General features: G+C 64.1%; 25 protein-coding genes and 1 tRNA gene. 15 read left to right on the forward strand and 11 right to left on the reverse strand.

What is annotated here, in order from left to right; translation table 11 throughout:
• Positions 1-5: 5 nt before the first annotated feature.
• From AC0L3J_RS12555 to AC0L3J_RS12565, 3 genes are all read right to left on the reverse strand, one after another.
• A complete protein-coding gene (locus AC0L3J_RS12555; RefSeq protein ID WP_473347183.1) occupies positions 6-1,070 on the reverse strand; it encodes an amidohydrolase family protein in 1,065 nt (354 codons plus the stop codon).
• 227 nt (positions 1,071-1,297) lie between these two features.
• On the reverse strand, positions 1,298-1,573 hold the full coding sequence (locus AC0L3J_RS12560) for a YiaA/YiaB family inner membrane protein (RefSeq protein WP_473347184.1): 276 nt from the start codon (positions 1,571-1,573) through the stop codon (positions 1,298-1,300).
• A 40-nt stretch (positions 1,574-1,613) separates the two neighbouring features.
• Positions 1,614-2,309 carry a PspA/IM30 family protein gene (locus tag AC0L3J_RS12565; protein ID WP_473347185.1) on the reverse strand — a complete coding sequence of 232 codons (696 nt, stop codon included), beginning with the start codon at positions 2,307-2,309 and terminating at the stop codon, positions 1,614-1,616.
• Between the two features lie 102 nt (positions 2,310-2,411).
• Here AC0L3J_RS12565 and AC0L3J_RS12570 point away from each other — a divergent pair, with 102 nt between their 5' ends.
• Positions 2,412-3,020, forward strand: coding sequence for a TetR/AcrR family transcriptional regulator (locus AC0L3J_RS12570; protein WP_473347186.1), 609 nt, complete (start codon positions 2,412-2,414; stop codon positions 3,018-3,020).
• Positions 3,021-3,133: 113 nt separating this feature from the next.
• Positions 3,134-4,588 (forward strand): dihydropyrimidinase, encoded by a 1,455-nt coding sequence (gene hydA / locus AC0L3J_RS12575; protein ID WP_473347187.1) that lies wholly within the window; start codon positions 3,134-3,136, stop codon positions 4,586-4,588.
• A 3-nt stretch (positions 4,589-4,591) separates the two neighbouring features.
• Here hydA and AC0L3J_RS12580 read toward each other — a convergent pair whose 3' ends face one another.
• The gene (locus tag AC0L3J_RS12580; RefSeq protein WP_473347188.1) at positions 4,592-5,269 is read right to left on the reverse strand and encodes a peroxiredoxin-like family protein; all 678 of its coding nucleotides are present in this window, start codon (positions 5,267-5,269) and stop codon (positions 4,592-4,594) included.
• Positions 5,270-5,366: 97 nt separating this feature from the next.
• Between AC0L3J_RS12580 and AC0L3J_RS12585 the strand changes: the two genes are divergently transcribed.
• Together AC0L3J_RS12585 and AC0L3J_RS12590 are read left to right on the forward strand one after the other, a co-directional pair.
• A complete protein-coding gene (locus tag AC0L3J_RS12585) occupies positions 5,367-6,248 on the forward strand; it encodes a LysR family transcriptional regulator (protein ID WP_473347189.1) in 882 nt (293 codons plus the stop codon).
• Positions 6,249-6,339: 91 nt separating this feature from the next.
• Entirely contained in the window at positions 6,340-7,962 is a 1,623-nt protein-coding gene (locus AC0L3J_RS12590) for an ABC transporter substrate-binding protein (RefSeq protein WP_473347190.1), read from the forward strand.
• On the opposite strand, the gene AC0L3J_RS12595 is transcribed toward AC0L3J_RS12590, so the two are convergent.
• The gene (locus AC0L3J_RS12595; RefSeq protein ID WP_473347191.1) at positions 7,959-9,302 is read right to left on the reverse strand and encodes a glycoside hydrolase family 3 N-terminal domain-containing protein; all 1,344 of its coding nucleotides are present in this window, start codon (positions 9,300-9,302) and stop codon (positions 7,959-7,961) included. The two genes, AC0L3J_RS12590 and AC0L3J_RS12595, sit on opposite strands and share 4 nt — an antisense overlap.
• Before the next feature lie 187 nt (positions 9,303-9,489).
• Here AC0L3J_RS12595 and AC0L3J_RS12600 point away from each other — a divergent pair, with 187 nt between their 5' ends.
• The 3 genes from AC0L3J_RS12600 to AC0L3J_RS12610 are packed head-to-tail and all read left to right on the forward strand — an operon-like array spanning position 9,490 to position 13,287.
• Positions 9,490-10,980, forward strand: coding sequence for a DUF4153 domain-containing protein (locus AC0L3J_RS12600; RefSeq protein WP_473347314.1), 1,491 nt, complete (start codon positions 9,490-9,492; stop codon positions 10,978-10,980).
• Between the two features lie 19 nt (positions 10,981-10,999).
• Positions 11,000-11,704, forward strand: a complete 705-nt coding sequence (locus tag AC0L3J_RS12605; RefSeq protein WP_473347192.1) for a response regulator transcription factor — start codon at positions 11,000-11,002, stop codon at positions 11,702-11,704.
• The gene (locus AC0L3J_RS12610) at positions 11,701-13,287 is read left to right on the forward strand and encodes an ATP-binding protein (protein WP_473347193.1); all 1,587 of its coding nucleotides are present in this window, start codon (positions 11,701-11,703) and stop codon (positions 13,285-13,287) included. The genes AC0L3J_RS12605 and AC0L3J_RS12610 overlap by 4 nt, the downstream gene beginning before the upstream one ends.
• Here the strand turns inward: AC0L3J_RS12610 and AC0L3J_RS12615 are convergent.
• Positions 13,284-13,424, reverse strand: a complete 141-nt coding sequence (locus AC0L3J_RS12615) for a hypothetical protein (protein WP_007597071.1) — start codon at positions 13,422-13,424, stop codon at positions 13,284-13,286. The two genes, AC0L3J_RS12610 and AC0L3J_RS12615, sit on opposite strands and share 4 nt — an antisense overlap.
• 79 nt (positions 13,425-13,503) lie before the next feature.
• Here AC0L3J_RS12615 and AC0L3J_RS12620 point away from each other — a divergent pair, with 79 nt between their 5' ends.
• From AC0L3J_RS12620 to AC0L3J_RS12635, 4 genes are all read left to right on the forward strand, one after another.
• A complete protein-coding gene (locus AC0L3J_RS12620; protein ID WP_473347194.1) occupies positions 13,504-14,073 on the forward strand; it encodes an alpha-ketoglutarate-dependent dioxygenase AlkB in 570 nt (189 codons plus the stop codon).
• A gap of 230 nt (positions 14,074-14,303) precedes the next feature.
• A complete protein-coding gene (locus tag AC0L3J_RS12625) occupies positions 14,304-14,798 on the forward strand; it encodes a hypothetical protein (RefSeq protein ID WP_473347195.1) in 495 nt (164 codons plus the stop codon).
• 133 nt (positions 14,799-14,931) lie between these two features.
• Positions 14,932-15,861, forward strand: a complete 930-nt coding sequence (locus AC0L3J_RS12630; RefSeq protein WP_473347196.1) for an alpha/beta hydrolase — start codon at positions 14,932-14,934, stop codon at positions 15,859-15,861.
• A gap of 279 nt (positions 15,862-16,140) precedes the next feature.
• Positions 16,141-17,364, forward strand: a complete 1,224-nt coding sequence (locus tag AC0L3J_RS12635) for an ABC transporter substrate-binding protein (RefSeq protein WP_473347315.1) — start codon at positions 16,141-16,143, stop codon at positions 17,362-17,364.
• 251 nt (positions 17,365-17,615) lie between these two features.
• Here the strand turns inward: AC0L3J_RS12635 and AC0L3J_RS12640 are convergent, their stop codons facing one another.
• Positions 17,616-19,178 (reverse strand): adenylate/guanylate cyclase domain-containing protein, encoded by a 1,563-nt coding sequence (locus AC0L3J_RS12640; RefSeq protein ID WP_473347197.1) that lies wholly within the window; start codon positions 19,176-19,178, stop codon positions 17,616-17,618.
• 176 nt (positions 19,179-19,354) lie between these two features.
• On the opposite strand from AC0L3J_RS12640, the gene AC0L3J_RS12645 reads away from it, so the two are divergent.
• Positions 19,355-20,446 (forward strand): enolase C-terminal domain-like protein, encoded by a 1,092-nt coding sequence (locus AC0L3J_RS12645; protein ID WP_473347198.1) that lies wholly within the window; start codon positions 19,355-19,357, stop codon positions 20,444-20,446.
• Positions 20,447-20,515: 69 nt separating this feature from the next.
• On the opposite strand, the gene AC0L3J_RS12650 is transcribed toward AC0L3J_RS12645, so the two are convergent.
• Both AC0L3J_RS12650 and AC0L3J_RS12655 read right to left on the reverse strand, forming a co-directional pair.
• A complete protein-coding gene (locus AC0L3J_RS12650) occupies positions 20,516-21,052 on the reverse strand; it encodes a RidA family protein (RefSeq protein ID WP_473347199.1) in 537 nt (178 codons plus the stop codon).
• Between the two features lie 106 nt (positions 21,053-21,158).
• Complete coding sequence (locus tag AC0L3J_RS12655; RefSeq protein WP_473347200.1) at positions 21,159-21,401, reverse strand: hypothetical protein; 243 nt, start codon at positions 21,399-21,401, stop codon at positions 21,159-21,161.
• A gap of 277 nt (positions 21,402-21,678) precedes the next feature.
• Here AC0L3J_RS12655 and AC0L3J_RS12660 point away from each other — a divergent pair, with 277 nt between their 5' ends.
• On the forward strand, positions 21,679-22,203 hold the full coding sequence (locus AC0L3J_RS12660; protein ID WP_473287874.1) for a Cif family virulence factor: 525 nt from the start codon (positions 21,679-21,681) through the stop codon (positions 22,201-22,203).
• 282 nt (positions 22,204-22,485) lie between these two features.
• Here AC0L3J_RS12660 and AC0L3J_RS12665 read toward each other — a convergent pair.
• Positions 22,486-22,560: transfer RNA gene (locus tag AC0L3J_RS12665), tRNA-Val, on the reverse strand.
• Between the two features lie 74 nt (positions 22,561-22,634).
• Positions 22,635-22,994 (reverse strand): cell cycle two-component system response regulator CpdR, encoded by a 360-nt coding sequence (gene cpdR / locus AC0L3J_RS12670; protein WP_007597092.1) that lies wholly within the window; start codon positions 22,992-22,994, stop codon positions 22,635-22,637.
• A 402-nt stretch (positions 22,995-23,396) separates the two neighbouring features.
• Between cpdR and AC0L3J_RS12675 the strand changes: the two genes are divergently transcribed.
• Complete coding sequence (locus AC0L3J_RS12675) at positions 23,397-24,287, forward strand: N-formylglutamate amidohydrolase (protein ID WP_473347201.1); 891 nt, start codon at positions 23,397-23,399, stop codon at positions 24,285-24,287.
• A gap of 550 nt (positions 24,288-24,837) precedes the next feature.
• Positions 24,838-25,620, forward strand: coding sequence for a histidinol-phosphatase (gene hisN / locus AC0L3J_RS12680; RefSeq protein WP_456767625.1), 783 nt, complete (start codon positions 24,838-24,840; stop codon positions 25,618-25,620).
• Positions 25,621-25,622 lie beyond the last annotated feature (2 nt).

Raw genomic sequence — 25,622 nt, forward strand, 5'->3', positions numbered from 1 at the left:
CAAAGTCAATTGGCGAGCGACAGCCGCGGAAACGTCTCCAGCGGGTTGTCGACGCACATCTTCGAGATGATGCTGTTCGGCAGGTTCGGCGGGATCGGATCGTCGCCGTCGAACTGCCAGTGCGGATAGTCGGACGCGAACAGGAACATCTTCTCAGAACCGATCTGGTCGATGATCTCCTCGACGCTTCTGGCGTCGCCCGGCGCATCGAACGGCTGCATGGTGACGCGGAAATTCTCGCGAATGATCGCAGCCGGCTCGCGCTCGACCCAGGGCACCTCGACGCGCACCCCGCGCCAGGTCTTGTTGGCGCGCCACATGAAGGCCGGCAGCCAGCTCACGCCGGATTCCATCAGCACGACCTTGAGGTCCGGAAACTTGCCGAACACGCCCTCATAGATCAGGCTCAAGATCTGCGCCTGAAACGCCTGCGCCTCGACGAAGTAATATTCGTAGCGGTGCGACGGCCAGCCGGCCGAGCTCGGCGCCTGCCGATATTGCGTGCCGGCGTGGATCGCGAGCGGCAGCTTGTATTTCTCCGCGAGCCGATAGACCGGCCAGAAATGCCGCCGTCCCAAGAGCGTCTCGCCCTGTGCCAGCACGAGGATCGAGACGAAGCGGTGATCGCCGGCGCGGCGCTCGATCTCCTCGACCGCCAGATCTGGGTCCTGCATCGGCACCACGATCGAGGCACGCAAGCGCGGATCGCGCGACAGCCACTCAGTCGCGATCCAGTCGTTGATCGCTTTGCAGAAGTCGGCCGCCATGTAGGGATCGAACACGGCCTGAGCGCCGTAGAGCACGTTGAGAATCGCGTGGCTGGCACCCAACTGCTCGAATGCGCCCTTCTGTACCATCGCAAGATCGGAACCAGGCTTTGCGCCGTTCGCCGGACGCCAGTCGGTACGGCCCGCCAGCGGCATGCTCGGTGGATAGGAGGTGAGATCTAGTCCGTCGATGGCGCGGCTCACCACCTGCTCTTTCCAGTGATCGCTGAGATAGGGCAGCAGCGTCGTGCGCGTGCCACCAACTGCCGGGTGGATGTCGCAGTCGATCCGCGTCGCTGCCATGAGGTTCCTCGCCGAGATCTTGCAAGCACATCTTATTGGCGGCGTTCTTGTGCGCCGCCTGTGAAGACTGCCCCTGCCCGTGCGGTTGCGCAAGAGCGCACGCCCGCGCGATCGTCATGGCTCTGTTGCATTTCGCAGGCGCGATATGAGGTATGGCGAAATGCGTTCCGGCGCCGAAGCCGCGGAGCGCATGGCTCCGCTGCTTCCTTGCGGATTGTCTATGCCCGTCAAGCAGCCTTGGAGACTTCCATCAGCAGACGTTCCGCCTTGGCATCCTCGATGCGGTTCACCATCCGGCTGCTTTCGTGATTGTCGCGGATGGTCTTGGTCAGGGTGACGCAGGCCTGGATCAGCATCACGACGCCCATCGTGAGATAGCCCTTCATCCAGAAATCGATCGGCAGGAAGAAGATGCCGATGGCGACGAGGAAGGCGGAGGCTGCGAAAGACACGTAAGTGAAGGTCACCCAGGCGCCGCTGTGGAGCTGGCCGTTCTGGTTCATGATGGTCTCCTGTTGGTTCGAATGATGATGGGGATTGGGATCAGACAGTCGGCGTGCGCTTGGACTTCAACCGCGCCAGCACGTCGTCCGCGGTCGTCTTGAGCCGGGGGCCAAAACCCTGCTCGGCGAGTTTTTCGGCGGTGGCGAGCGGACCGGTGGCCGCATCGAGCTCGACCAGCACGTCGTCGGCGGCCTGGGCTTCCATCTGCCGCTCACGAAGACGCCTCAAAGTGCTCTCCGCCTCCGGCAGCGTGGATTCGTAGGGGCGCGCCGCCTCGATGCCGCTGCGGCGAAGCGAGCGCACCGCTTCCGAGGCACGGGCCACGCGGCGGCCACGGTCGAGCTCGGTGATGCGGGCCTGCGCGCTCGCGACGTGCCGCTTCAGCCTGATGATCTCGGTTGCGAACAATGCGCGTGCCGTCAGCGCCGCATCGCGATCGGCCTCCAGGCCCGCGATGGCCTCGGCGGCGTCCTTGGCGAGATCCTCACGGCCGCCATCGAGCGCAGCAACCGCGCGCGTCTCGAGATCGGCGATGCGGGCGACGGTCGCCTCGAGCTTGCGACCTTCCTGCTGGTCCTGTGCGATCGCCAGCGCCAGGGTCCGTTTGCCGCGCTCGACGGCGGCGGCCGCGTCGCGCATCTGTTGATCGAGGATCAGAAGGGCCGTCCGGTCTTCCAGCTCCTCGCCGGCGGCGGCCACGCTGCCGCGGAAAAGTGTCACTACGGTCTTGAACATTGTTGGCTCCCTGTTATGAGCGTTGCTCACGGTTGGTTTGTAGCAAGAAACTTGAACTTCGTTCAAGAAATATTTGAGCAACGCTCAGAAATTTGATCGCGGATGACTAAGGCATTGCAACGTCGGGAGAAACTTCGATCCGATTTGATCCTGGCGGCGGAACGAATGATCGCCAACAGGGGGTTGGCGGGCCTGAAAACCCGCGATCTCGCCTGCGAGATCGGCTGCGCCAACGGCGCGGTCTACAATCTCGTCGCCGATGTGGACGAGCTGATCTTGCGTGTGGGCTCGCGCACTTTGCGTCGGCTTGACCAAGCCCTGAGCGTGGCGGAAAGCGCGGGCGGGCCGTCGCCACCGGAGACTCTGGTCCGCATCGCCCTCGCCTATTGCGATTTCGCCGCGGAAAATCTCGAACTGTGGCGCGCGCTGTTCCAGCACCGCATGGACCCCGACAAGCCCCTCCCCGACTGGTCCATCGACGACCAGCTGCAGCTGTTTCGCCACGTCTACGAGCCGCTGGCCGCGCTGTTTCCACAACGCAGTCGGGAGGAGCTCGGGATCACCGCGCGCAGCCTGTTCTCGGCGGTGCATGGCATGGTGGCGCTGGGACTGGAGCAGAAGCTGGTCGCGGTACCGCTGCCGGCGCTCCGGAAGGAAATCGCGGGCCTGGTACGCGCGATGATTGACGGACTGATCGCGCGGGCGGCGTAGAGGCCGAGAGAGCACGGCTCAACTGTCGGCCACGCCTGACTAAAATTTCACCTGTCGCGGCGCATGCAGCGCGCCTAGCTTCGCGAGGTTCACGCCTCTCTCCGGAGCATCCAATGCCCCTCCTCATCCGCGGCGGCACCGTCGTCAATCATGATCATTCGCGCCGCGCGGACGTGCTGATCGACGGCGCGACCGTCGTCGCGGTCGGGCAATCGCTCGATGCGCCGACGGGGTGCGAGATCATCGATGCCGGCGGCGCTTACGTCATCCCGGGCGGCATCGATCCGCACACCCATCTCGAAATGCCGTTCATGGGCACGGTCACCGCCGATGATTTCGAATCGGGGACCAAGGCGGCGCTGGCCGGCGGCACCACCATGGTGGTGGATTTCTGTCTGCCCGATCCAGGCCAGTCGATGCTCGCGGCCTATCAGGAGTGGCGGCACAAATCCGAGAAAGCGGCCTCCGACTACGGCTTCCACATGGCCGTAACATCCTGGTCGAAGCAGATCCATGACGAGATGGAGACCGTGGTCAAAACCTACGGCATCAACACCTTCAAGCACTTCATGGCCTACAAAGGCGCGCTGATGGTGAACGACGACGAGCTCTACAACTCGTTCGCTCGCTGCGCCCATCTCGGCGCCATGCCGGTCGTGCATGCGGAGAACGGCGACGTGGTCGCCCTGATGCAGGAGGCACTGATCGCGCGCGGTGTCACCGGCCCCGAGGGGCACGCTTATTCACGGCCGCCGGAGGTCGAGGGCGAAGCCACCAACCGCGCCATCATGATCGCCGACATGACGGGGACGCCGGTCTACATCGTGCACACGAGCTGCCGCGAAGCGCATGAGGCGATCGCGCGCGCACGTGCGGCGGGCAAGCGCGTCTATGGCGAGCCGTTGATCCAGCATTTGCTGCTGGACGCCGGCGAATATCAGAACAAGGATTGGGATCATTCCGCGCAGCGCGTGATGTCACCGCCGTTCCGCGACAGGTCGCATCAGGATAGTCTTTGGGCCGGTCTGCAAGCCGGCTCGCTGCAGGTGGTCGCGACCGATCACTGCGCCTTCACCACCGAGCAGAAGCGATCCGGGCTCGGCGATTTCAGAAAGATCCCGAACGGCACCGGCGGCCTCGAAGATCGCCTCGCGCTGCTATGGACCGCGGGTGTCGCCACGGGACGGCTGACGAAGGAAGAATTCGTCGCAGTGACCTCGGCGAATATCGCCCGCATCCTCAACATCTATCCGCGCAAAGGCGCGGTCGCCGTCGGCTCGGACGCGGATATTGTGGTTTGGGATCCCAACGCAAGCAGGACCATCAGCGCGAAGCGGCAGATGAGCCGGATCGATTACAACGTGTTCGAGGGCTTTTCCTGCACCGGCGGAGCGGCGGCGACGCTGTCGCGCGGCCGAATCGTCTGGAAGGATGGCGATCTGCGCGCCGACGCCGGCGACGGCCATTATGTCGAGCGCCCGGCGTTCTCGCCCGTGCATGTCGCCAATTCCACCTGGAAAGAGCTGACCGCCCCGCGCGCCGTGAGCCGCGGAGCGGTGACGCCGTAGCGCTCAGGCCGCCTTGGCGGTCCGCAGCCGGTCCAGCACCGGCAGCAGCTCGGACGGATCGGGACGATGCGTGTAGTCCGGGTTCACCTCCGCATAGGCGATGATGCCGTCGCGGCCGATGACGTAGCGCGCGGGCATCGGCAGGACCCACGATGGATCGTCGTTGAACGTTGGCAGGTCGTTCTTGAACGTCTTGTAGAGCGCAACCAGCTCGCCCGAGAGCGCGAAGCGGATGCCGAAGGCATCGGCGACCTCGCTCCTGACGTCGCTCAGGATCGGGAACGATAGGTTGTTGTCACGCTCCGACTTGCGGCTGTTCGGCGCGGTCTGGGGCGAGATCGCAACGAGGCTGGCTCCGCGCGCGGCAATCTCGGGCAGCGCCTCCTGGAGCGCCTGGAGCTCGAGATTGCAGTACGGGCACCAGACGCCGCGATAGAACGACACGACCAACGGTCCCTTCGCGAGCAGGTCGCGCGAGGACACCGGCTTGCCGTCGGGGTCGGTGAGCGTGAACTCCGGCGCGACATCGCCGGCCTTCCTGGCACGCTGCGCCTGGCCGCTTGCGATCAGTTCGGCGGTGGCGCGATGCATGGTGTCGAGCGCCTCCCTGGGGGGCTTGACCGGAAACCCGCCGCTTTCGAAGTCGGCTTTGAACGCATCGAGTTTGTCTTGCAGGGCCATGGAGATCTCCATCGATTGCTGTTGGCCCGCAACATCTGGCTCATTCGAAAATTAAGGGGTATATGGCCGGTACGGACAACATTTATTTGAAAGACAAATGAGTGACAGGTTGCAGGAGCTGACTGTCTTCGTCCGGGCGGCGGAGAGCGGCAGCTTTTCGAAAGCAGCCCGCGAACTCGGTCTGTCGCAGCCCTCGGTGTCGCGCATCATCGGCGAGCTGGAGGCGCGGCTCGGCGTCAAGCTGTTGTTGCGGACCACGCGCCGCATCACGGTGACGGACGCCGGTGCGCTGTTCCTCACGCGCGCCCGTGAAGTGTTGGCCGATATCGAGGACGCCGAGGATGCCGCGCGCGGCGTGGACTCCCTGCGCGGGACATTGCGGGTCACGATGCCAGTCGTGTACGGCACAAGGAACATCATCCCGCGCCTGCCGAAATTCCTTCGTGCCCACCCCTTGCTGCGCGTCGAGCTGTCGGTCGCCGATGAGAGGCAAGACCTCGTCGTGGAAGGCACCGACGTCGCCATCCGCCTCGGCCCGCTCAACGACTCCGGTTTTGGTGCACGCAAGCTTGCGACGCTGCCGCGTTTCCTCGTCGCCGCGCCGTCCTATCTTGCCGAACGCGGCACTCCGAAGACGCCCACCGATCTCGCCTCGCATGACTGCATCTTCGGTCCCGGCCTGTTCGGCCGCACCACCTGGTCGTTCACCCGCAATGGCGCGGAGACGTCGGTCGATGTGCGCGGCCGCATCAGCACCGACTCGGGCGCCGGAATGTTTGCAAGCGTGCTGGCCGGGCTCGGCATCGCGATGATGTCGCCGGTGATGGCCGGCCCCGAGATCGCGTCCGGTGCGCTGGTGCCGCTGCTGAAGAGCTACAAGCTCGCGCCGGTCGAGCTGTACGCCGTGTTTCCGGCCGGTCGGCGGCCCTCGACCAAGGTCCGCGCGCTGGTCGACTTCCTGGCCGAGGTGCTGAGATAGGCCGCCGGGTACCGCTTGCGACACCTTGAAGCGCGCCGATGGCATGCGCCTTGCCTCTTTACGGTGCAAATCACCGAGGAGTGAGGCCGCGATGAGCGCATCATCTTTCGATATGAACCGCCGTAACGTGATGCTCGGCGGCCTAGGCCTCGCCGGAATGACCGCCCTCGCTCCGCGCTTTGCCCAGGCGCAGGGTCGGGCCGAGACGCTGCTGGTGGTGCAGGAGCTGGGCCCGAATTCGCTCGACATGCAGGGCGTCGGCTCTAACCAGACCGTGAACGGGCTGTCCTGGAATTGCTACGATCGCCTGCTGAGCTACGCCTCCAAGACGCTCCCCGATGGCACGCTGTCTTATGACCGCGAGAAGCTCGCGCCTGAACTCGCCGAGAGCTGGGAGGTTGCGGCCGACGGCATGTCCTGCACTTTCAAGCTACGGAAGGACGCCAAATTCCACGACGGTACGCCGGTCACGGCGAAAGACGTCAAATGGTCGTTCGACCGCGCGGTGAAGGTCGGCGGCTTTCCGACCTTCCAGATGTCGGCGGGGTCTCTGGAAAAGCCCGAGCAGTTCGTCGCGATCGACGACCACACCTTCCGCATCGACTATGTGCGCAAGGACAAAATGCTGCTGTTCAACGTCGCGGTGGTCGTGCCCTTCATCATCAACTCGGAGCTCGCGAAAAAGAACGCGACGGCGGAAGACCCGTGGGCGCTGGCGTGGCTCAGGACCAACGAGGCCGGCGGCGGCGCTTACAGGATCGAAAGCTGGAAGCCGGGCAACGAGACGGTGCTGGCGCGCTTCGACGATTGGAAGAGCGGACCTCTCCCGAAGCTCAAGCGCGTGATCGCGCGCGACGTCCCCTCCGCCGGCACTCGTCGCGCCATGCTGGAACGAGGCGATGCGGATATTTCCAGCGGCTTTGCGCCGCGTGACTTCGAGCAGATCATTCGGGAGGGCAAGATCAAGGTCTCGGGCGTGCCGATCCCGAATGCGCTCTGGTCGGTCGCGCTCAACGCGGCAAAGCCGCCGTTCGACAATGTGAAGCTGCGCCAAGCCGTCGCCTGGGCGATGCCTTATGAGCAAATCCAGAACAGCGCGTTCTTCGGACGCGCCGTGCCCATGTATGGCGGAGCGGCGGACGTCTCAAAGCCAGTGTGGCCGCAACCGTTTCCCTACGTCACCGATCTCGACAAGGCCAAGGCGTTGATGAAGGAGGCGGGCTTCGAGTCAGGGCTGGAGACGACGCTGTCACTCGATACCGGCACCGCCACGGTCGGCGAGCCGACTGCGATCCTGATCCAGGAGAGCCTCGCCAAGATCGGAATCAAGGCGGCGATCGAGAAGATCCCCGGCGCGAACTGGCGCACCACGCTGAACAAGAAGGAGCTGCCGCTCGCGCTCAATCGTTTCAGCGGCTGGCTCGATTATCCCGAATATTACTTCTACTGGAATTTCCACGGCAACAACTCGATCTTCAACATCTCCTCCTACCAGAACAAGGAAATGGACGCGCTGATCGACAAGGCACGGTTCACCACGGATGCCGCCGAGTACGACAAGGCCGTTAAGGATTTCATCGCGCTCTGCATGCGCGATGTTCCCGTCATCCCGCTCAACCAGCCGATCCACGATGTCGCCATGCAGAAGGCCATCACCGGTTACGAGTTCTGGTTTCATCGCGAGCCCGACTACCGGCAGTTCGCGAAGGGCTAATTTTGGCGGGCGACGGTCACAGTGCGTGAGGCGACTCGCGCCTGCTCGGTCGGAAAGCTCCGCTCCAGCCGCGCCTCGCTCGCGCGCAGCATCGCTGTGTCGAGCTTGCCGTGCCGCGATCCATCCAGGGCGCAAGCGAAAATCCGGTAGAATTGCGCGCCGTCATAGGCGACCAGCAGCAGATCCACGCCCGCGTTGATGGCCTCGACCACGGCCCGGCAGACGTCGTGCTGGTAGATGGCGCCCATCACGAGATCGTCGGTCATGACGACGCCCTGGTAGCCCCATTTGTCGCGAATGATCCCCTCGACGACGCGCTTTGAATGCGAGGCGGCGCGATCAGGATCGACGGCCGTGAGCGTGACATGGCCGACCATGAGCGCGCTGCGCGAATGCGAGAGCACCTCGCGGAACGGGAGCCAGTCGGTTGCCTCCAACTCCTTCACCGGCGCATCCAGATTGGCGCTGAAATGATGCGTGTCGGTGGGCACGCGCCCGATGCCGGGAAAATGCTTGAGCGTGGCGCCGACGCCGGATTCTTCCAGCCCGCGCACATAGGCGCTCGCGATCGCGCCGACGACGGCGGGATCGGTTGCAATCGCGCGCTGACCGATCAGGGTGTGGAAGTCGAGGCGATTGCGCCGGCCCGGCGGCTTGAGATCGAGCACCGGCGCGAGATTGAGGTTGACACCGAGCCCGGCGAGTTCACGTCCGTGGATGCGGCCGAACTCTGCCGCTTTGGCCTGCTGGTCATCGGGGGCAAGCCCGGCAAGCGTCGCCAGCGCCGGCAGCTTCGTCAGCGGCGGCGCAAGGTGACCGACGATGCCGCCCTCCTGGTCCGCGGCCACGACCAGCGGCGGCAGGCCGGCGGCTCGCCGCTTGTCCTGGAGCGCCGCGATCTCGGCACGCAGCGCCTCCACGGTCCGGCCCCGGATGTTGTGCCGGGTGACGTAGATGCCGCCGACCAAGCCTTGCTCGGCGAGGCGCGCGACCTCCGGGAAGGAGGTATAGCCGACCATGAAGTGAGACCCGAGCTGACGCGCCTCGGCCGCACTGGCGGCAAGAACATCGTGCTTGCGCAGTTCGAATTTCAGGTGCGCCGCTGACATCAGGAGCGGCGGAACGCACCAGAGCATGACGAGCAGCTTGCCGGCGATGCTATGCCAGCGCCCGCGGCGCAGCAGCACGATGACGATCACGATGCTTGTGACGACAAGTGCGATGTTTCCAACGCCGCGCAGCACGAGCAGATAGGGATCGTTCTTGTTCGCGGCCGCAAATGCGACGAGAGGGGCGGCCAGCCAGAGGAGGATGAGACCGGTGCGGTTGAGGAGCTGCATGATGCGTCACGCCCAATGTGATGAACACATCGCACCTATCAAAGCGATTTGCGCCGCGTAAGGACCAAAAGCGCGCCTGCACATAATCTGCAAAAGACTCCTGAAACCGTGCAGACGACGATCCCGCCTTCTGCACAAACGACGTTCAGACTTCGTGATGCCACCCATCACGAAAGGTCTTCTGGACATGACGAGCCTGGCTACGACAATCGCGGCGGAAATCCAGCCGATCAGGCATTCCTCGATTCCGGCCAAGGTCGGCCTCGCGCTGATTCTCGCCGCGCTCGCCGACTGGCTGTTCTATGGTCCGCGGATCGGGCTGTCGCTGACGCTCTTTGCGATCGCGACGGCTTTGGCATCGGTGCTCTTCAATCATGCGACCCTGGATTCGCGGCGCGCCATGATCGGCGGGAGCATTCTCGTCGCCGGCCTCGTCCCGGCCGTCGAGGAGGTCAACACGCTGTCCTTCCTGATCCTCCTCGCGTCGCTGGCGATTGCGCTTCTGCTCGCGACCAATCCGGAAACGACCGGGCTCACTGAACGTGCCCGCGCGCTGCGCAACCTCTTCCTGCTCGGGCCCTTCAGGTTCTTCCTCGACGCGCTGCAGATCTTCAACATGTCGGGGTTCACCCGGGGCATCGCACTCTGGTTGATGCCTGCTGTGCTGAGCACCGTCTTCATCGCACTGTTCGCCGCAGCCAATCCGCTGATCGAGCAGTGGGTGTTCCTGCTCAATCCAAAGCTCATCCTCGACTATGTCAGCATCCCGCGCGTGCTGTTCTGGACCATGATGCTGTCGCTGGTCTGGCCGTTCATCCATGTGCGCTGGCGGCGCAGAAAGATTGTCACCACGACCATCGCCGATATCCCCGTGCCGCCGCCGCTGCCGTCGCAAGTCTCAGCTGAGTTCCTAGGCTCCTCCACCATCCTGCGCTCGCTGATCCTGTTCAACCTGCTGTTCGCGGCGCAATCGATCCTCGATGGCATCTATCTCTGGGGGCATGTCGCGCTGCCGACCAATTTGACCTATGCGGCCTATGCCCATCGCGGCGCCTACCCGCTGATCGCGACCGCACTACTCGCCGCCGCCTTCGTGCTGGTGGCGATGCGCCCGGGCGGTCCGGCGGAGAAATCGAAGATCATCCGGCCGCTGGTGTATCTCTGGGTGGGACAGAACGTCCTGCTCGTCGCCTCCTCCATCCTTCGCCTCGAACTTTACGTCGACATCTACATGCTGACCTACTGGCGCATCGCGGCCTTCATCTGGATGGGACTGGTGGCGCTAGGGCTGATCCTGATCGTCGCCCGTATCGTGCTCGACAGGTCCAACCAATGGCTCGTCGGCGCCAATCTGATCGCGTTAACGATCGCTCTGTACGGCTGCTCGCTGGTGAACTTCGATGCGTTCATCGCCGACTATAATCTGAGCCACAGCAACGAAATGTCGGGTAAGGGCTTGAGCATCGACGCCAACTATCTCCTCACACTCGGGCCGCAGGCGCTGCCTGCCCTCGACAAAGTCATCGCTCATCGCCCGGGCGACAACTGCCTTGTGTCGCGGCGCGATCGGCTTGTAGAAGTCCAGCGTCAGGATCTGGCCTGGCGGAGCTGGGGCTTCCGGAATTGGCGGCTCCAGCGCAGGCTGGACGCCCTGGCGAAAGCTCAGCCGGCGGGCTGACGGGGCAGCGGAGAGATTCTTGGCGCATCGCATTCTCATCGTCGACGACGAAGGCCATATCCGCGAGGTCATCCGCGTCGCTTTGAAGAAAGCCGGCATGGACGTGATCGAGGCGCGCGACGGCAAGGAGGCGCTGACCCGCTTTGCCGCCGACAGGCCTGACCTGATCGTGCTCGACATCGGCATGCCCGAATTCGACGGCCTCGACGTCTGCCGCGAGGTGCGCAAAGCCTCCGACGTGCCGATCCTGTTCCTGTCGGCCCGGGACGAGGAGATCGACCGCATCCTCGGCCTCGAGATCGGCGGCGACGACTACGTGACGAAGCCGTTCAGCCCGCGCGAGCTGGTGGCGCGGGTCAACGTCATCCTGCGCCGGCTCGGCCCGCGCAATGGCGAGGCCAAGGCGGGTCCGTCGGCACTCGCGCAAGGCGGCCTCCTGGTCGATCCCGAGCAGCATATCGCGTCGTTCGCCGGCACGCCGCTGAAGCTGACCGCGATCGAGTTCGGCATCTTGCGCGCGTTCCTGACCCGGCCGACCTCGGTGTTCAATCGCGAGCAGCTGATGCGGGCCGCCTACCAGCTCAACATCCAGGTCTCCGACCGCACCATCGACAGCCACATCCGCAACATCCGCGCCAAGCTCGCGGCGCTGGCCTGCGACAATGTCATCGAGACCATCCACGGCGTGGGCTTCAAGCTCGGCCGCTGCGAGAAGGACGCATGAGCGCGGCGCCAGACAAATGGCGGCCGTCGCTCACCCTGGTGATCTTCACAGTGCTGGCGACCGTCGGCGTGCTGCCGCTGGTCGGCCTGTTCTTCTTCCGTCTCTACGACAACCAGCTGATCCGCCAGACCCAGGCCGAGCTGATCGCGCAGAGCCGCGTGCTCGCGACGATCTACGCGCAGGAGGTCACGGCGCGCCTCGACAGCGGCCTGACGCTCGGCGGCGAGGTGCCGCCGAATGTGCTGCCTGACCCCGGCGACCAGGTCACCCCGATCCGCCCCGCGCTCGACCTCACCGCCAATGACCTGCTGCGGCGGCGACCCGAGGCGCTGGCGGCGGCCCGGCCGGCGCAACCCGCCTATGTCGAGATCGGCGCAAAGCTGACGCCGATCATCCGCGAGACCCAGAAGGTGACGCTGGCGGGCTTTCGCATCCTCGATCCCCAAGGCGTGGTGATCGCCGGGCGGCAGGAGGTCGGGCAGTCGCTCGCCCATATCGAGGAGGTCGCGGAGGCGCTGCATGGGCAATACCGCGCCACCCTGCGCAACCGCGTGCCCGACAAGCCGCCGCCGTCGATCTATTCCTTCAGCCGCGGCCTCGGCGTCCACGTGTTTTCGGCAATGCCTGTCATCGTCAACAACCACGTCGCGGGGGTGATCTACACCACGCGGACGCCGAGCAACATCTTCGACCATCTCTATCAGGAGCGGGCCAAGTTCGTGCTGGCGGGGCTCGCCGTGGTTCTCGGCACGATCGCGATCGGCCTCGTATTCTCGCGCACCATCACGCTGCCGATGCGCGAGCTGATCGATCGCGCCACCAGAATAGGCCGCGGCGACCGCGAGGCGTTCAGGCCGCTCCGGCATTACGGCACGCGCGAGTTTGCGCAGCTCTCGCACAGCTTCCTCGGCATGGCCGAACAGCTCGCAAGGCGCTCGGACTATATCGCGACCTTCTCGGCCCACCTCACCCACGAGCTGAAATCGCCGCTGACCTCGATCAAGGGCGCCGCCGAGCTGTTGCAGGATTCGGTTCAGGGCAAAGCGGGCAGCCTGACGCCGGCCGAGCAGGAGACGTTCATCGCCAACATCCTGTCCGACACAAAGCGGCTGGAAGCGATGGCGCAGCGGCTGCGCGAACTCGCGCGTGCCGAAAGCCTGCCGCAAAACGAGCGCACGGAATTGGCGCCCGTGATTGCCGACCTCAGGAGCCGGTTTCCCGTGAGCTCAATCGAGGCCAGCGGCAGCCTCGACCTGATGATCGGCATGTCGGCTGAGAAGGCGCTGATCGTACTGTCGCATCTCGCCGATAATGCGATGCGACACAAGGCTGGGACAATCAGGCTTGAGGCGGTCGACGAGCGCACAACCCTGCGACTGACGGTAACCAATGACGGCGAGCCGATCTCGGCGCCGAACCGCGACAGGATCTTCGACGCGTTCTTCACCACCCGCCGCGACCACGGCGGCACCGGGATGGGGCTCGCGATCGCGCGCGCGGTGATGGCGAGCCATGGTGGCTCGATCAGGCTCAAGCCTACCGATCAGGGCGCGGCGTTCGAGCTCCAGTTTCCAATGGGCTAGATCGCGAACACCCAGGCGGCGACGATGGTGCCGATGGTGACCAGACCGGCGATGGTCCAGCCGGCGGCGTATTCCAGCTCAGGATGACCGGTCGCCCGCATGATCTCTGCCGGATCGGCGGTATGCTTCTCTGCCATGACAGCCTCGCACGTTACTTTCCGCGTCATATGTAAGTCGCATCGGCCACCATTAGGTTCCATCACGGAAATGCGAGGGATGACGCAGCTTGGTTTGTTCGCTGATCCGCAAGCAGGGCCAGCCGGCCTTCGCTACACGGATGACTTCGTCGAGACCGCCGCCGAGCAGGCGCTCATCGGCCGCATCGCAGCATTGCCGCTCCAGCGCTTCCAGTTCGGCGCCTTCGAGGGCAACCGCCGGGTGGCGTCCTTTGGCTATCGCTATGACTACACAGCGCAGCGGCTGGCCGAGGCCGAGCCGATCCCGGACTGGGTCGTCCCCGTCGCGCGGCAGGTCGAGGCATGGGCGGGTCTCGCCGGCGGCAGCGTGCGGCAGGTGCTCTGCACCGAATACGACGCCGGCGTCGGCATCGGCTGGCACCGCGACAAGCCGCACTTCGACAAAATCCTCGGCCTGTCGCTCGGCTCGTCCTGCAAATTCCGCTTCCGCCGCCGTAGCGGCGACAAATGGGAGCGCCACACCCTCGAAGCCCGGCCGCGCTCGCTTTACATGATGGACGGCGAGGCGCGGTCGCAATGGGAGCACAGCATCCCGCCGGTCGAGGCGCGCCGCTATTCCATCACCTTCCGGACGATGAAGCAGGCCTGACCGCCCGGCCAAACAAAAAACGCGAAAACAACCCCATGCACAGTAGAACGGCCGTGTCGGCGCGAGGCTCGGCCCAGCGGCGTAACCGTTTGACACCTCGGGGCAAAACAGCCGCGCCGCGCAAAGGCGCAAGGCCCGGCGAACTTGCCTTCCAATTCGCGTTTACATGCTAAACTGGTTCCACGCGCCGCGCGGATGGGAAGCCGCGATGGCAGGTCCCTGGAGGCAAGATGAAGCCCGGTCGATTGATCCTCGCCTCCACCCTCATCGTCGCAACCGCCTCCGGCGTCGCCGCCGCCTCCGACGCGACGCCCGCAAAAGTCTCGGGCTCGACGGCGCTGGCGCTCGCGGGGGTGATCGCTCCGCTGTCGTCGGTGCTGTCCGGCGCCGAGAAGAAGGCGATGGCGATGCTGTTCGCCGCCAACAGCGACATTCCCTACAAGAAGCCGATCGTGGTGACCGCCGATCGAATCGTCTGTCGCGCCGGCAATGTCGATATCACCGTGCGGAACTGCGAGGTCACCTTCGGCAAGAAGACCAGGACGGTGAATGGCTCCACGGCCGGCGAGATCTTCGCCACCGAAGCCCTGGCCGGCATTCCGCCCGACGGCGCCGCGGGATCGAATTTCGAGAGCCTGACCAAGCTGAGCTGCACGATCGACCCCAACGCCATCCGCCGGAAGGACGGCAGCGGGGCGGAGTGCACGTTCCAGCCGGGAAATTGACCCACGCGTGGGGACGCGCCGAGAGAACCATGGGTGCCGTGAAATCGCCTCATGGCCAACTAACTAATAAGGCGAATTGAAAAGACGGGCCAAACGCGCGAGCCCATATCGGGCACGCAGGGCCAACACCGACATGAAGAATTTTCTCGCATTTTTTCTGATTCTGGGCGTGACGGCAGCCTCGGCACACGGTCCCCTACCGATGCGGGCAGCCGCGCCGTCCGATCTCGTCCGGGTCGGCCTCACCGACAACGACACCACCGCGGGCGGCACCGCGCGGCTGTGCGAGCAGGTCACCTTCTCGCGCGGTCTGCGCTACGGCGAGAGCGAAGCCAATGTGCTTGATGTCGCCACCGCCACGACCAAGGCGGATACGCCGCGGCCGGTGCTGCTGTTCGTGACCGGCGACACCTTCACTGGCGACCGCGCCGCGCCGGAGCTGGCGCGCCAGATTCAGGACCAGGCGATGTGCTTTGCCGCACGCAACGACATGATCGGCGTGCGCATCAACTACCGGTTGGCGCCCTCGGCGACGTGGCCGGCGGGTGCGACCGACGTAGCGGCGGCGCTGTCCTGGGTCCACGGCAATATCGACCTGTTCAACGGCGATGCCCGCGAGATCGTCGCGGTCGGCTATGGCGCCGGCGCCTTTCATGTCGCCACCCTGCTGGCCCATCCCGAACTCCAGACCGACCGCGCCGATGTCGCGGCGGTCGTGCTGGTGTCCGGGGTCTACCGCGCCGGCAAGGACGCGAGCGATAGCGAGAAGGCCTATCTCGGCAGCGACGCCAGCCAGTACAACAAGCGCTCGGTCTTCCCTGGCATCCTCAATGTCGACGTCCCGATCGTGCTGGCCTGGGCCGCGGATGATTCCGCCGGCATCACGGCGCAGGGCGAAACCCTGAAGAAGACGCTCTGCGGCGCCGGCCATTGTCCGCGTAGCGCGCTGCTGCGCAGCCGCGACGGCATCGCGAGCGCCTTCGGCCTCGACGGCTCCGGCGACAGCCTCGCCGAGCCGACGCTGCTGCTGGTGCATCAGCTCGAGGCGCGCGGCCTGCCGTAGCGGTTTGCCAGCGATACGCTAACGACGCACACCATTTGCTGGGCCACCCCTCTCCCCCGCCCTCCCCCACAAGAGGGGAGGGTTAGGGAGAGGGGTGCCACACGGAGACTCTCTCGATTGTCGGCGCGTCAGCACGCCTGCCGCATTCATCCGGAGTCAACAGGCGCCGCGTCGAAGCGCGCCATCCGGCCACAGCTTTGACAAACGCTTGACGTAGATCAACTCGCCTTGCTGCGGAGTGAGCCGACCTCGTTGGGGGCCAACGACAAGGTGTTGAGCATGGGCGTCACCGGCAGAATGCTGTTCGTTTCGATGATCGCGTTCGCGTCGCTCGGTGCGATGTCCGAGCAACGCGCCGATCAACCCACCGCCGACAACGAAATCCGCATCGGCAATGTCATGCCGTATTCGGGACCGCTCTCGGAGTTCGGCGCCATCGGTCAGGCGGAAGCGGCCTATTTCGACATGGTCAACGCGCGCGGCGGTATCAACGGCCGCAAGATCCGCTTCATCACCCGCGACGACAATTCCGACCCGACCACCGCGCTGGAGCTGACGCGCAAGCTGGTCGAGACGGACGACGTGCATTTGATGTTCGGCTCGTTCGGCACGCCGGGCAATCTCGCCGCGCGCTGGTACCTGAACGCGAAGAAGATCCCACAATTGTTCGTCGCCTCCGGCGACGAGGAGCTGAGCCAGGCCAAGGCGTTTCCCTGGACCATGGGCTGGCAGCCATCGTTCCGGTCGGAGGGGCGCATCTACGCCAACTATCTCCAGGCCTATTATCCCAGGAAGAAGATCGTGGTGCTCTGGCAGAACGACCAGTTCGGGCGTGCGCTTCTCAAGGGCATGGAGGAAGGTCTTGGCGATCTGAACCGTCTCGTCCTCGTCGATATCGCCTTCGACATTGCCGATGAGCATCTTGACGGACACGTCTCGATCCTCAAGCGCGCAGGCGCCGATATCTTCGTCTTTCTCGGCGTGCCATCGACGGCGTCCAAGGTGATCAAGCTGGCGGCATCAATGAAATGGCGCCCGGTCTTCATCGTCAACGACGCCTCCGCCTCGATCGCCAACGCGATGGCGCCCGCAGGCCTGGAGAATTCCTCCGGCGTGATCTCGGCGGCTTTCCTCAAGGATCCGAGCGATCCCGCGTGGAAAGACGATCCCGCCATGAAGGACTGGTTCGCGTTCATGGACAAATACCATCACGACGAAAGCACCAACAACAGCGCCGCGCTCTATGGCTACGCCGCGGCCGAGGCGCTGACGCAAGTGCTGAAGCAATGCGGCGACGATTTATCGCGCGAGAACATCATGCGTCAGGCTGCTTCGCTAAGGAATTATCAGCCCTCGGTCGCCCTGCCGAACATCAGGATGAACACCTCGCCAAACAGCTACCTGCCGATCAGGCAGATGCGGCTGGTCCAGTTCGACGGGCGCTCGTGGCAACCTTTTGGCGAGGTGATCGAAACCGCCTTCACGGAAGGCGCGGCGCGGTGAGGTGATTCGGGCAGCGGGAGAGGCCGGCGCTTGTGGCATCGAGGAGCCAGGTGCGCTCCCTCCCCCGCTTGCGGGGGAGGGCTGGGGAGAGGGTGCATCCGCAATCGAGACCCCCCAAGAGGAGAAAGCCCTCACCCGGCGCACGGGACGATGCTTCGCATCGCCCGGACGCGCCGACCTCTCCCGCAAGCGGGAGAGGCGACGCACCTGCGTCTTGGTAACATCCGGGAACGACCCGAGCTGAATTCGGCTCACGCCGGCTTCAGTGAGGCCAGCGCGTTCTCCAGCAGCGAGCGCACCCGCGCTGCGTCGCCGGATTTGACCACGGCGGGATCGAGATAGAGCTCCAGCCCCGGTGCGCGCTCGGTGATGATGCCGCTTGTCTCCACTGAAGCGTCGTTCAGCGCATCCACGGAGTACGGAATCACTTCGCGGCTGATGCCCTTCATCGTGATCGCGGGCAGCGCGTGGGCGCGGACGATGTCGCTGACCAGTGCGAAGGTTTCATAGCTCAGCACGATGCCGCCGGGCTCGGCGATCGATTGCAGGCGGGCGGCGAGGTTCGCCTCGGCACCGATGATGGTGTAGTCCATGCGGTCGCTGCTGCCGAAATTGCCGACATTGCAATAGCCGGAATTGATGCCCATGCGCGCCTTGAACGGCAGCTCGATGCCGGAGGCGCGCCATTTCGCATTGAGCTCGGTGAGACGGTGCTGCATGCGCCAGGCCATCCGGAGGCAGGCCTGGGCGTCAGCGCGGTCGCCCCTGGTCTCGGGGTCGCCGAAGAAGATCAGCATGGCATCACCGATGAACTTGTCGATGGTCCCGCCAAATTCGTGGGCGACCGCCGACATTTCGGTGAAATATTCGTTGAGAAGCTGGGTCAGCAACTCCGGCTGGAGCCGCTCCGCCGTCGCGGTGAAGTTCTGGATGTCCGAGAAGAAGATGGTGAGCTTCTTGCGTTCGGTGTGGATGGTGACGTCCTTCTGGCCAGAGAAGATGCTTCGGTAGACCTGCGGCGGAATGTAGCGCGAGATCTTCATCGAGAGCGAAGCCAGGAAGTCGTTGGCGGATTCGAGCTCTTTGTTCATGCCCTTGATGCGGCTCGCCTGACGGCGCTGCAGCGAGAGAAACGACAAGCCGCTGCCGGCCGCGATCAGGAAATAGGCCAAGAGGAATTTGAACGAGAAGATGTTGGCGGCGATCGGCTGGGCGATGATCACCTCCTGGATGCCCCTGACGTCACCCACCTTCCAGTCCTTCTTCGGGCTCTCGGGGTGGCTGTTGTGGCAGCTGACGCAGGCCGGGCCCATCATCACCGGAGCGATCAGCCGGACCTTGTCGTTGAACAGCGAGGTCTCGGTCTCGACGATCTTCTGCTCGGGATCGGCGCGCAGGGCCTCCAGCGCATCCTTCTCGAACTTGTCGAGCTGGTGCGGGGCGCGGTTCTGGAACGGGAAGTCCGAGACGAAACGGTAGGTGATGTTTTCCTGCTGCGCTCCGATCACCCGCCCGAGCTCCAGCGACAGCGTGGCCGGGATCGGGACCCCGCCGGGGACGGATTCGTAGTTGTGAACCACCCTGGTCGTGCCGTTCGGATTGGCGATGATGCGCCCGACCACGTTGGTCGCGTAGTAACTGCGCACGCTCGTGATCACCGAATTCAGGTCGATCGCCTGCCGGCGCAGCGCGGTCTTGCTGAGTTCGGTCAGGTCCAGCCACACCGCGAGCGGCAAAGCGAGCAGGAGGAAGGCGACCGCGGCACCGGTCCGGATGCCGCTCTTGCGCTGTTCTTCGGAGATCTCTTGCTTCACTCTTTGGCTCCGTGATGAGCGTTGTTGTCTCGAACTCGGGGGATGCGGAACAGAGCCAATAAACGCGCTCCCGCGCAACCCCATTTTATGGTGGTCGCGCCAAGCGGCTTTTCGTTTCATGGCGAATGTTTAAGATCGGCATTAACCTGCATTCACTCCACCGGGAGATCCATCAAATGACCGAGACCATCCGCATCAAGCGCTTCAATGCGCGCCCCGTGATCGTGCCGATGAACCTCCCGCTCAAAACCTCGACCGGAGCGGTCGCAAAGGCGCCGCTGGTGCTGATCGACTGCGAGACCGACCTGGGCGCAACCGGCCACGCCTATCTGTTCTCGATCACACCCTCGGCCTTGAAGCCGCTGGCGGCGATGGTCGCGGAAATGTCGGAGCTGCTTGCGGGCGACGAGCTGCTGCCGTTCGAGATCGAGCGCAAGCTGACCCAGCGCTTCACGCTCTTGGGTTTGGCCGGCCTGCAGCGGCTGGCGCAATCCGGCATCGACATGGCGGCATGGGACGCGCTGGCCCGCGCTCGAAGCCTGCCGCTGGCGCGCCTGCTCGGCGGCGCGCCGAAACCGGTTCCGGCCTACAATTCGAAGGGGCTCGGCATCATGCCGGCGGGCGCCGCGGTCGAGGAAGCCCACAAGCTGCTGGCCGAGGGCTTTCAGGCCGCGAAGATCCGCGTCGGCCGCCCCGATGCGCGGGAAGACCTGAAGGTGGTGCGCGCGGTGCGCAAGGCCGTCGGCGACGACGTGACCTTGATGTGCGACTACAATCAGGCGCTGACGGTCAGCGAGGCCATCCGCCGCGGCGAGATGCTCGACGATGAGGGCCTGACCTGGATCGAGGAGCCGATCCGTCACGACGATTATTCCGGCTGCGCCCGTATCGCGGATGCGCTTCGCACGCCGGTCCAGATCGGCGAGAATTTCGACAGCGCGTTCGCGATGCAAGCCGCGCTCTCAGCGGAAGCCTGCGACTATTTGATGCCCGACGTGCAGCGCATCGGCGGCGTCACCGGCTGGCTGCGCGCCGCCGCGCTCGCGCATGCCGCCGGGATCGAGATGTCGACGCATCTGTTCTCGGAAGTCAGCGCGCATCTTTTGTGCGTGACGCCCACCGCGCACTGGCTGGAATATGTCGACTGGGCCGACGCGGTGCTGGCGACGCGTTTGCAGATCAAGGACGGCTTTGCCCTGCCAAGCGAGGAGCCCGGCAACGGCATTGCGTGGGACGAGGCGGCGGTGAAGAAGTATCTGGTCGAATAGACCGTGTTTCGTCGAGACGCATCAAAGTGCGGACGTCGGAGCCTCACGATAACCGAGCGACATGCCGTCCTACGAGCGAACAGCGGCAACCATACTCAGCTCGACCGGTGCGCCACGTGGCAACTCGGCGACACCGACAGATGTACGCGTGTGACGACCGCGATCACCCAGGCGCTCGATCAGCCGGTCGGAAGCGCCGTTCATGACTTGCGATTGCTGCGTAAATCCAGGCGCCGAGGCAACGTATCCAACGAGCTGCAAGACCTGGACGATCTTGTCGTCTCCGCCTGTTGCGTGGTTGATGGCCGAAATGCAGAGATCAGCGCAGAGCGCAGCAGCTTCCTGTGCGGCGGCGACATCGACACCTGCGCCGACTTTGCCTGAGTACAGCAGGTCTTCGCCGCGACGCGGCAGCTGACCACTGACATACGCAATTCCACTATGGATGATCACCGGCAGGTAGTTGCCCCCGGGCTTGTTCACGCTACTCATTTCGGTAACCTGCCTTCTTTCCACATCCGCGGTGAGCGATACAGTTTCGCCGAATGCCAGGTTCGCCGCCGCGGTGAAGGATCGGACAATGGCAGGCGGCGAGTCACGGATCAAGGCTGCGCCAGGCGGCACTTTCGGGCCAGCACCAAGCCGCGATCCGACCGGATTGAAGGACCTGCTACGGGGGCCGAAGAAGGCGTCCCCTTGAGAGGCGCCCGCGTTACCACGTCTCCGCGCCCGGAATCTTCCTTCGTACCGCCATGCGCTGGATCCATATGCAGCGACGCACGGATCTGTTGGAGCGGCCGACCGCCGAAATCCCCTCGCCGGCCTGAAGCAACGGCGCCACGTTTTCGCGCAGCACACGACAACGTTGGAGCTCGGCCTGCCAGTCGATGGTCGCGGCGTCGGCGCGCGACGCAATTAGCGACAATATCGCCACGGCAAGACAGCTCGCTCGCATGGTGCGGAGTTCCTTCACCGTGGTCCGCCCGGATCACGCCAGGCGGCATCGTGGCCCGGATGCCCATCCGGGCTAGTGGCACCGCTAGACGATAACTCAACTTGATGCCGGCGGCGAGAGTTTGCGCTACTTCCCACGGAATCCGACCGTGGCCGGACCAACGCATCTGTGATGCAGCTGTGAGCTCTGATCGCGCGATCCTGAAAAATCAGCGAAGCGATCAATGGTATGACAACCAGCATTCAAAATGCCAACCGGCAAACGACGAGAGGTGAACATGATCCGTCCGAGGAAGTCTTTTGCCGGCGCCGGGCCACGACCGATTGCGCGACGCTCCCATCTTGCCGCGATGACTGCAGCGCTGTTTTTCGCCGCAACGTTCTGGCCGGCGGGATCTGCGCTGGCTGCCGCAAATGATGCCGAGGCGCGAACCATCTTCGACAAGTTCATTGCCGCGCAGAATGCGCATAACGCGGACGATGTGAAAGCCATGCTCTGGACTTCGCCGAGCGCGCTGTTGTTTGCGAGAGGCATCGAGACCAGAGGGCGCGATGCGGTCGCCGAACGCTTCAAGGCGTATTACGAAGGCACCTGGCACCTCGAACCCGACATGTCGAAATTCCACGTCGCCGTCATCTCGAACGAGGTCATGCAGATCCTCGTTCCTATCGTTTTCACGCGCGGCCTTCCGGGCAAGCCGCCACAACAAAATACGTTTCTGATCAGCCAGACCTACGTTCAGGATCCGGACGGCTGGCACGTTGCCTCCATCCTTCCGGTCGCGAATACGGAACTGAAATAGGGGATTGAGCGGCGGTGTGTCGGCGAAGGAGGCTGCCGCTCCAGTCCGTCTACGCTCTTCGAGCTACGCCGGACACGCTTCGCCGTGATGAGATTGGTGGCTTGCCGAGCCGAAGCTCGCGGCGGCAGCCCGCCTGCGCCCTTTGGGCTTCGGCGTGGCATCCTTCACTCGGCTATCGCGAGCGAAGATTGCGGCTTGCCGAGCCGAAGCTCGCGGCAAAAAGTCCGCCTGCGCCCGTTGGGCTTCGGCGCGACATCCTTCTCTCGCTTCGCGAGCGAAGGATGGTGGGCGCGACAGGGATCGAACCTGTGACCCCTACCATGTCAAGGTAGTGCTCTCCCGCTGAGCTACGCGCCCTAGATGTCGTCTAGATCGGGTCGGGTCCCTATAACGGCTCAGGGGAGCCGGTGCAAGGACGGAAGGGGGCCGATTTAGGCCGCCAGCATCTTGTTCACTTCGCTGACCAATTCGCGCAAATGCACGGGCTTGGACAGCACCTTGGCGTTCTTGGGGGCGTCCGAATCCGAGTTCAGGGCGACCGCGGCGAAGCCGGTGATGAACATGATCTTGATGTCGGGGTCGAGTTCCGAGGCCCGGCGGGCGAGCTCGATGCCGTCCATCTCCGGCATCACGATGTCGGTGAGCAGCATTTCGAACGGCTCTTCCCGCAGCCGCTGGTAGGCGGCCATGCCGTTGTCGTGGGATGAGACCTGAAAACCGGCGTTTTCCAGCGCCTTGACCAGGAAACGGCGCATGTCGTTGTCGTCTTCGGCGAGCAGGATCTTTGGCATGGCGGAAATGTCGAATCCCCAGAGGATATCAGCAGAGGTCACTAAGCCCGACGGAGGGTAAATTTGGGGTGAAAATCTTTACCCTGAGCCGGCTGTGCTTGCCGACCCCTTGTGAACCTGAAAGCAGTTCGAAGCAATCGAGCGGTACCTGCCGGTCCCCACCTCGCTGCCCGCAGGGTTAAGACATGTTCCAGCGCAGATATCATCTTTTCGCTTGGCAGGATGGTTGCGATTCCGGACAATGACGACACATAAGAGCCGCGCGATCGGCCGAATCACTGCGTTGAGACCGGTGCCGGGCTTGTTGGATCGTGCGGCGCCAAGGGCGAAGCCTGATACCAAGGGGCGAAGCCCGATCGCCAAAGGGACGAAGCCTGACACCAAGGGACGAAGCCTGAGAAGATGACCCGGTTTGACGGCGACAAGTCGCCAGCCTTCGAGATCGTTGAGCCCGCGCAATGGCGCGCGCCGATTATCTTCAACTCGCCCCATTCCGGCTCGACCTATCCGGACGAATTCCTCAGCGCCTCCAGGATCGACCTGCCGACGCTACGGCGTTCCGAAGATTCCTTCATGGACGAGTTGATCGGCCATCTCAGCGAGCGCGGCTTTCCGACCGTGCGGGTCAACTTTCCCCGCTCCTATGTCGACGTCAATCGTGAGCCCTATGAGCTCGATCCCCGGATGTTCACCGGGCGCCTGCCGAGCTTTGCCAACACCCGCTCGATGCGGGTCGCCGGCGGGCTCGGCACCATTCCGCGCGTGGTCGGCGACGGCCAGGAGATCTATCGCGAGCGCATCCTGGTCGACGACGCGCTGGGGCGGATCGAGACGCTGTACAAGCCCTATCATCGCGCGCTGCGCCGGCTGATCAACAAGGTACACCAGATGTTCGGCACCGTCGTGCTGGTCGATTGCCATTCGATGCCCTCGGTCGGCGTCTCCCGCGACGAACCGCGCCGGCCCGACATCGTGATCGGCGACCGCTACGGCACGAGCTGCACGCCGCTATTGCCCGACCGGGTCGAGGAGACCATGACCGGGCTCGGCTATTCGATTGGCCGTAACAAGCCCTATGCCGGCGGCTTCATCACCGAGCATTACGGTAACCCGGCCAGCGGCCTCCACGCCGTGCAGCTCGAGCTCAACCGCGCAATCTACATGGACGAGCGGCGGCGCGAGCGCAGCCCGCGCTTTGCGCAAGTGGCGTCGGACTTCGGCGTGCTCGCCGATGTGCTGGCGACCACGGTCCCGTTCGGCGATCTCGGCCCGTTCCAGGCCGCGGCGGAATAAGCGCGGCATTTTCTGCGAATGACTGTGTTGGGTGCGATCAGCGCGAACGCGTTTCGCGGCGCGCTTTGAAATGAAAGCCAAGGCTTAGAGACAAGGCTTAAAGAAATGAGAGGCTGAAAGAAAAAAGGGCCGCTTCTAATGAAGAAGCGGCCCAAGTCTAGGGAGGAAACGCCCAAGGAGGGCAGCAGTAACGCGAGAAGCGCTACCGCACCGCAACAATATGCGGCCGCGACGCACAAAGTGCAAGGGCTTTCGAGCGATTTCCCATGCAATGAGGACATAGCTCGGTTGCTTCCAGAGAAACCCAGATTCAGTTCCTTTGATAAGGAAATTCAATGGGTTGATAGTCATTTGCATACCAACAAGGCAGGCCCGGAACTAAGGTTTCAACTCAATGATCGATATTTGCCCAGCGGGTGTCTTCGACGAGGCGAACGCTTCCCGCATCCAAAATACCAGGGTGCAAAAGCAAGACAGCGCTGCACGATCCTTCTGATTTGAGCTAGGCAGGAGTGAGCTTCACCCGACTTTCGCTTTTTGAGGATACGCCGTGACGGTGATCGATTTCTCCGCCTTCATCGGACGGCTCGCCACCGCCTCCGGCGAAACCATCCTGCCGTTCTTCCGCACTTCGCTGTCGATCGAGGACAAGAGCAAGACCAGGGAATTCGACCCCGTGACCGAGGCCGACCGCGCTGCGGAGGCGGTGATGCGGCGTCTGATCAAGGCCAACTTTCCCCAGCACGGCATCGTCGGCGAGGAATTCGGCAACGAGCGCGAGGATTCCGACTACGTCTGGGTGCTCGACCCCATCGACGGCACCAAATCCTTCATCGGCGGATTTCCGATCTGGGGCACGCTGATCGCGCTCCTGCACAAGGGCACGCCGGTCTACGGCATGATGCACCAGCCCTTCATCGGCGAACGCTTTTCCGGCGACAGCGGCTCGGCTCATTATAATGGCCCCTCCGGCGAGCGCCGGCTCCAGGTCCGGCGCTGTGCTTCGCTGTCGGAGGCGACGACCTACACCACCAGCCCGCTGCTGATGAACGAGCGCGACCGCGCCATCTTCGGCCGCATCGAGAAGGGCGCGCGGCTGTCGCGCTATGGCGGCGACTGCTACTCCTATTGCATGCTGGCGGCGGGTCACGTCGATCTCGTGGTCGAGACCGAGCTGAAGCCTTACGACATCGCAGCCCTGATCCCGATCGTGACCGGCGCCGGCGGCGTCGTCACCACCTGGGAAGGCAAGCCCGCGCAGGGCGGCGGCCGCATCGTCGCGGCCGGCGACGCCAGGGTTCACGAAGAAGCACTGAAACTGCTCAACGGATAAGC

Source organism: Bradyrhizobium sp. Kon37 (assembly GCF_055807535.1).

Bases quoted from the DNA above. Each gene is read 5' to 3' on its own strand.
- AC0L3J_RS12555 (WP_473347183.1), bottom strand. From the start codon at position 1,070: ATGGCAGCGACGCGGATCGACTGCGACATCCACCCGGCAGTTGGTGGC.
- AC0L3J_RS12560 (WP_473347184.1), bottom strand. From the start codon at position 1,573: ATGAACCAGAACGGCCAGCTCCACAGCGGCGCCTGGGTGACCTTCACT.
- AC0L3J_RS12565 (WP_473347185.1), bottom strand. From the start codon at position 2,309: ATGTTCAAGACCGTAGTGACACTTTTCCGCGGCAGCGTGGCCGCCGCC.
- AC0L3J_RS12570 (WP_473347186.1), top strand. From the start codon at position 2,412: ATGACTAAGGCATTGCAACGTCGGGAGAAACTTCGATCCGATTTGATC.
- hydA (WP_473347187.1), top strand. From the start codon at position 3,134: ATGCCCCTCCTCATCCGCGGCGGCACCGTCGTCAATCATGATCATTCG.
- AC0L3J_RS12580 (WP_473347188.1), bottom strand. From the start codon at position 5,269: ATGGCCCTGCAAGACAAACTCGATGCGTTCAAAGCCGACTTCGAAAGC.
- AC0L3J_RS12585 (WP_473347189.1), top strand. From the start codon at position 5,367: ATGAGTGACAGGTTGCAGGAGCTGACTGTCTTCGTCCGGGCGGCGGAG.
- AC0L3J_RS12590 (WP_473347190.1), top strand. From the start codon at position 6,340: ATGAGCGCATCATCTTTCGATATGAACCGCCGTAACGTGATGCTCGGC.
- AC0L3J_RS12595 (WP_473347191.1), bottom strand. From the start codon at position 9,302: ATGCAGCTCCTCAACCGCACCGGTCTCATCCTCCTCTGGCTGGCCGCC.
- AC0L3J_RS12600 (WP_473347314.1), top strand. From the start codon at position 9,490: ATGACGAGCCTGGCTACGACAATCGCGGCGGAAATCCAGCCGATCAGG.
- AC0L3J_RS12610 (WP_473347193.1), top strand. From the start codon at position 11,701: ATGAGCGCGGCGCCAGACAAATGGCGGCCGTCGCTCACCCTGGTGATC.
- AC0L3J_RS12615 (WP_007597071.1), bottom strand. From the start codon at position 13,424: ATGGCAGAGAAGCATACCGCCGATCCGGCAGAGATCATGCGGGCGACC.
- AC0L3J_RS12620 (WP_473347194.1), top strand. From the start codon at position 13,504: ATGACGCAGCTTGGTTTGTTCGCTGATCCGCAAGCAGGGCCAGCCGGC.
- AC0L3J_RS12625 (WP_473347195.1), top strand. From the start codon at position 14,304: ATGAAGCCCGGTCGATTGATCCTCGCCTCCACCCTCATCGTCGCAACC.
- AC0L3J_RS12630 (WP_473347196.1), top strand. From the start codon at position 14,932: ATGAAGAATTTTCTCGCATTTTTTCTGATTCTGGGCGTGACGGCAGCC.
- AC0L3J_RS12635 (WP_473347315.1), top strand. From the start codon at position 16,141: ATGGGCGTCACCGGCAGAATGCTGTTCGTTTCGATGATCGCGTTCGCG.
- AC0L3J_RS12645 (WP_473347198.1), top strand. From the start codon at position 19,355: ATGACCGAGACCATCCGCATCAAGCGCTTCAATGCGCGCCCCGTGATC.
- AC0L3J_RS12655 (WP_473347200.1), bottom strand. From the start codon at position 21,401: ATGCGAGCGAGCTGTCTTGCCGTGGCGATATTGTCGCTAATTGCGTCG.
- AC0L3J_RS12660 (WP_473287874.1), top strand. From the start codon at position 21,679: ATGATCCGTCCGAGGAAGTCTTTTGCCGGCGCCGGGCCACGACCGATT.
- cpdR (WP_007597092.1), bottom strand. From the start codon at position 22,994: ATGCCAAAGATCCTGCTCGCCGAAGACGACAACGACATGCGCCGTTTC.
- AC0L3J_RS12675 (WP_473347201.1), top strand. From the start codon at position 23,397: ATGACCCGGTTTGACGGCGACAAGTCGCCAGCCTTCGAGATCGTTGAG.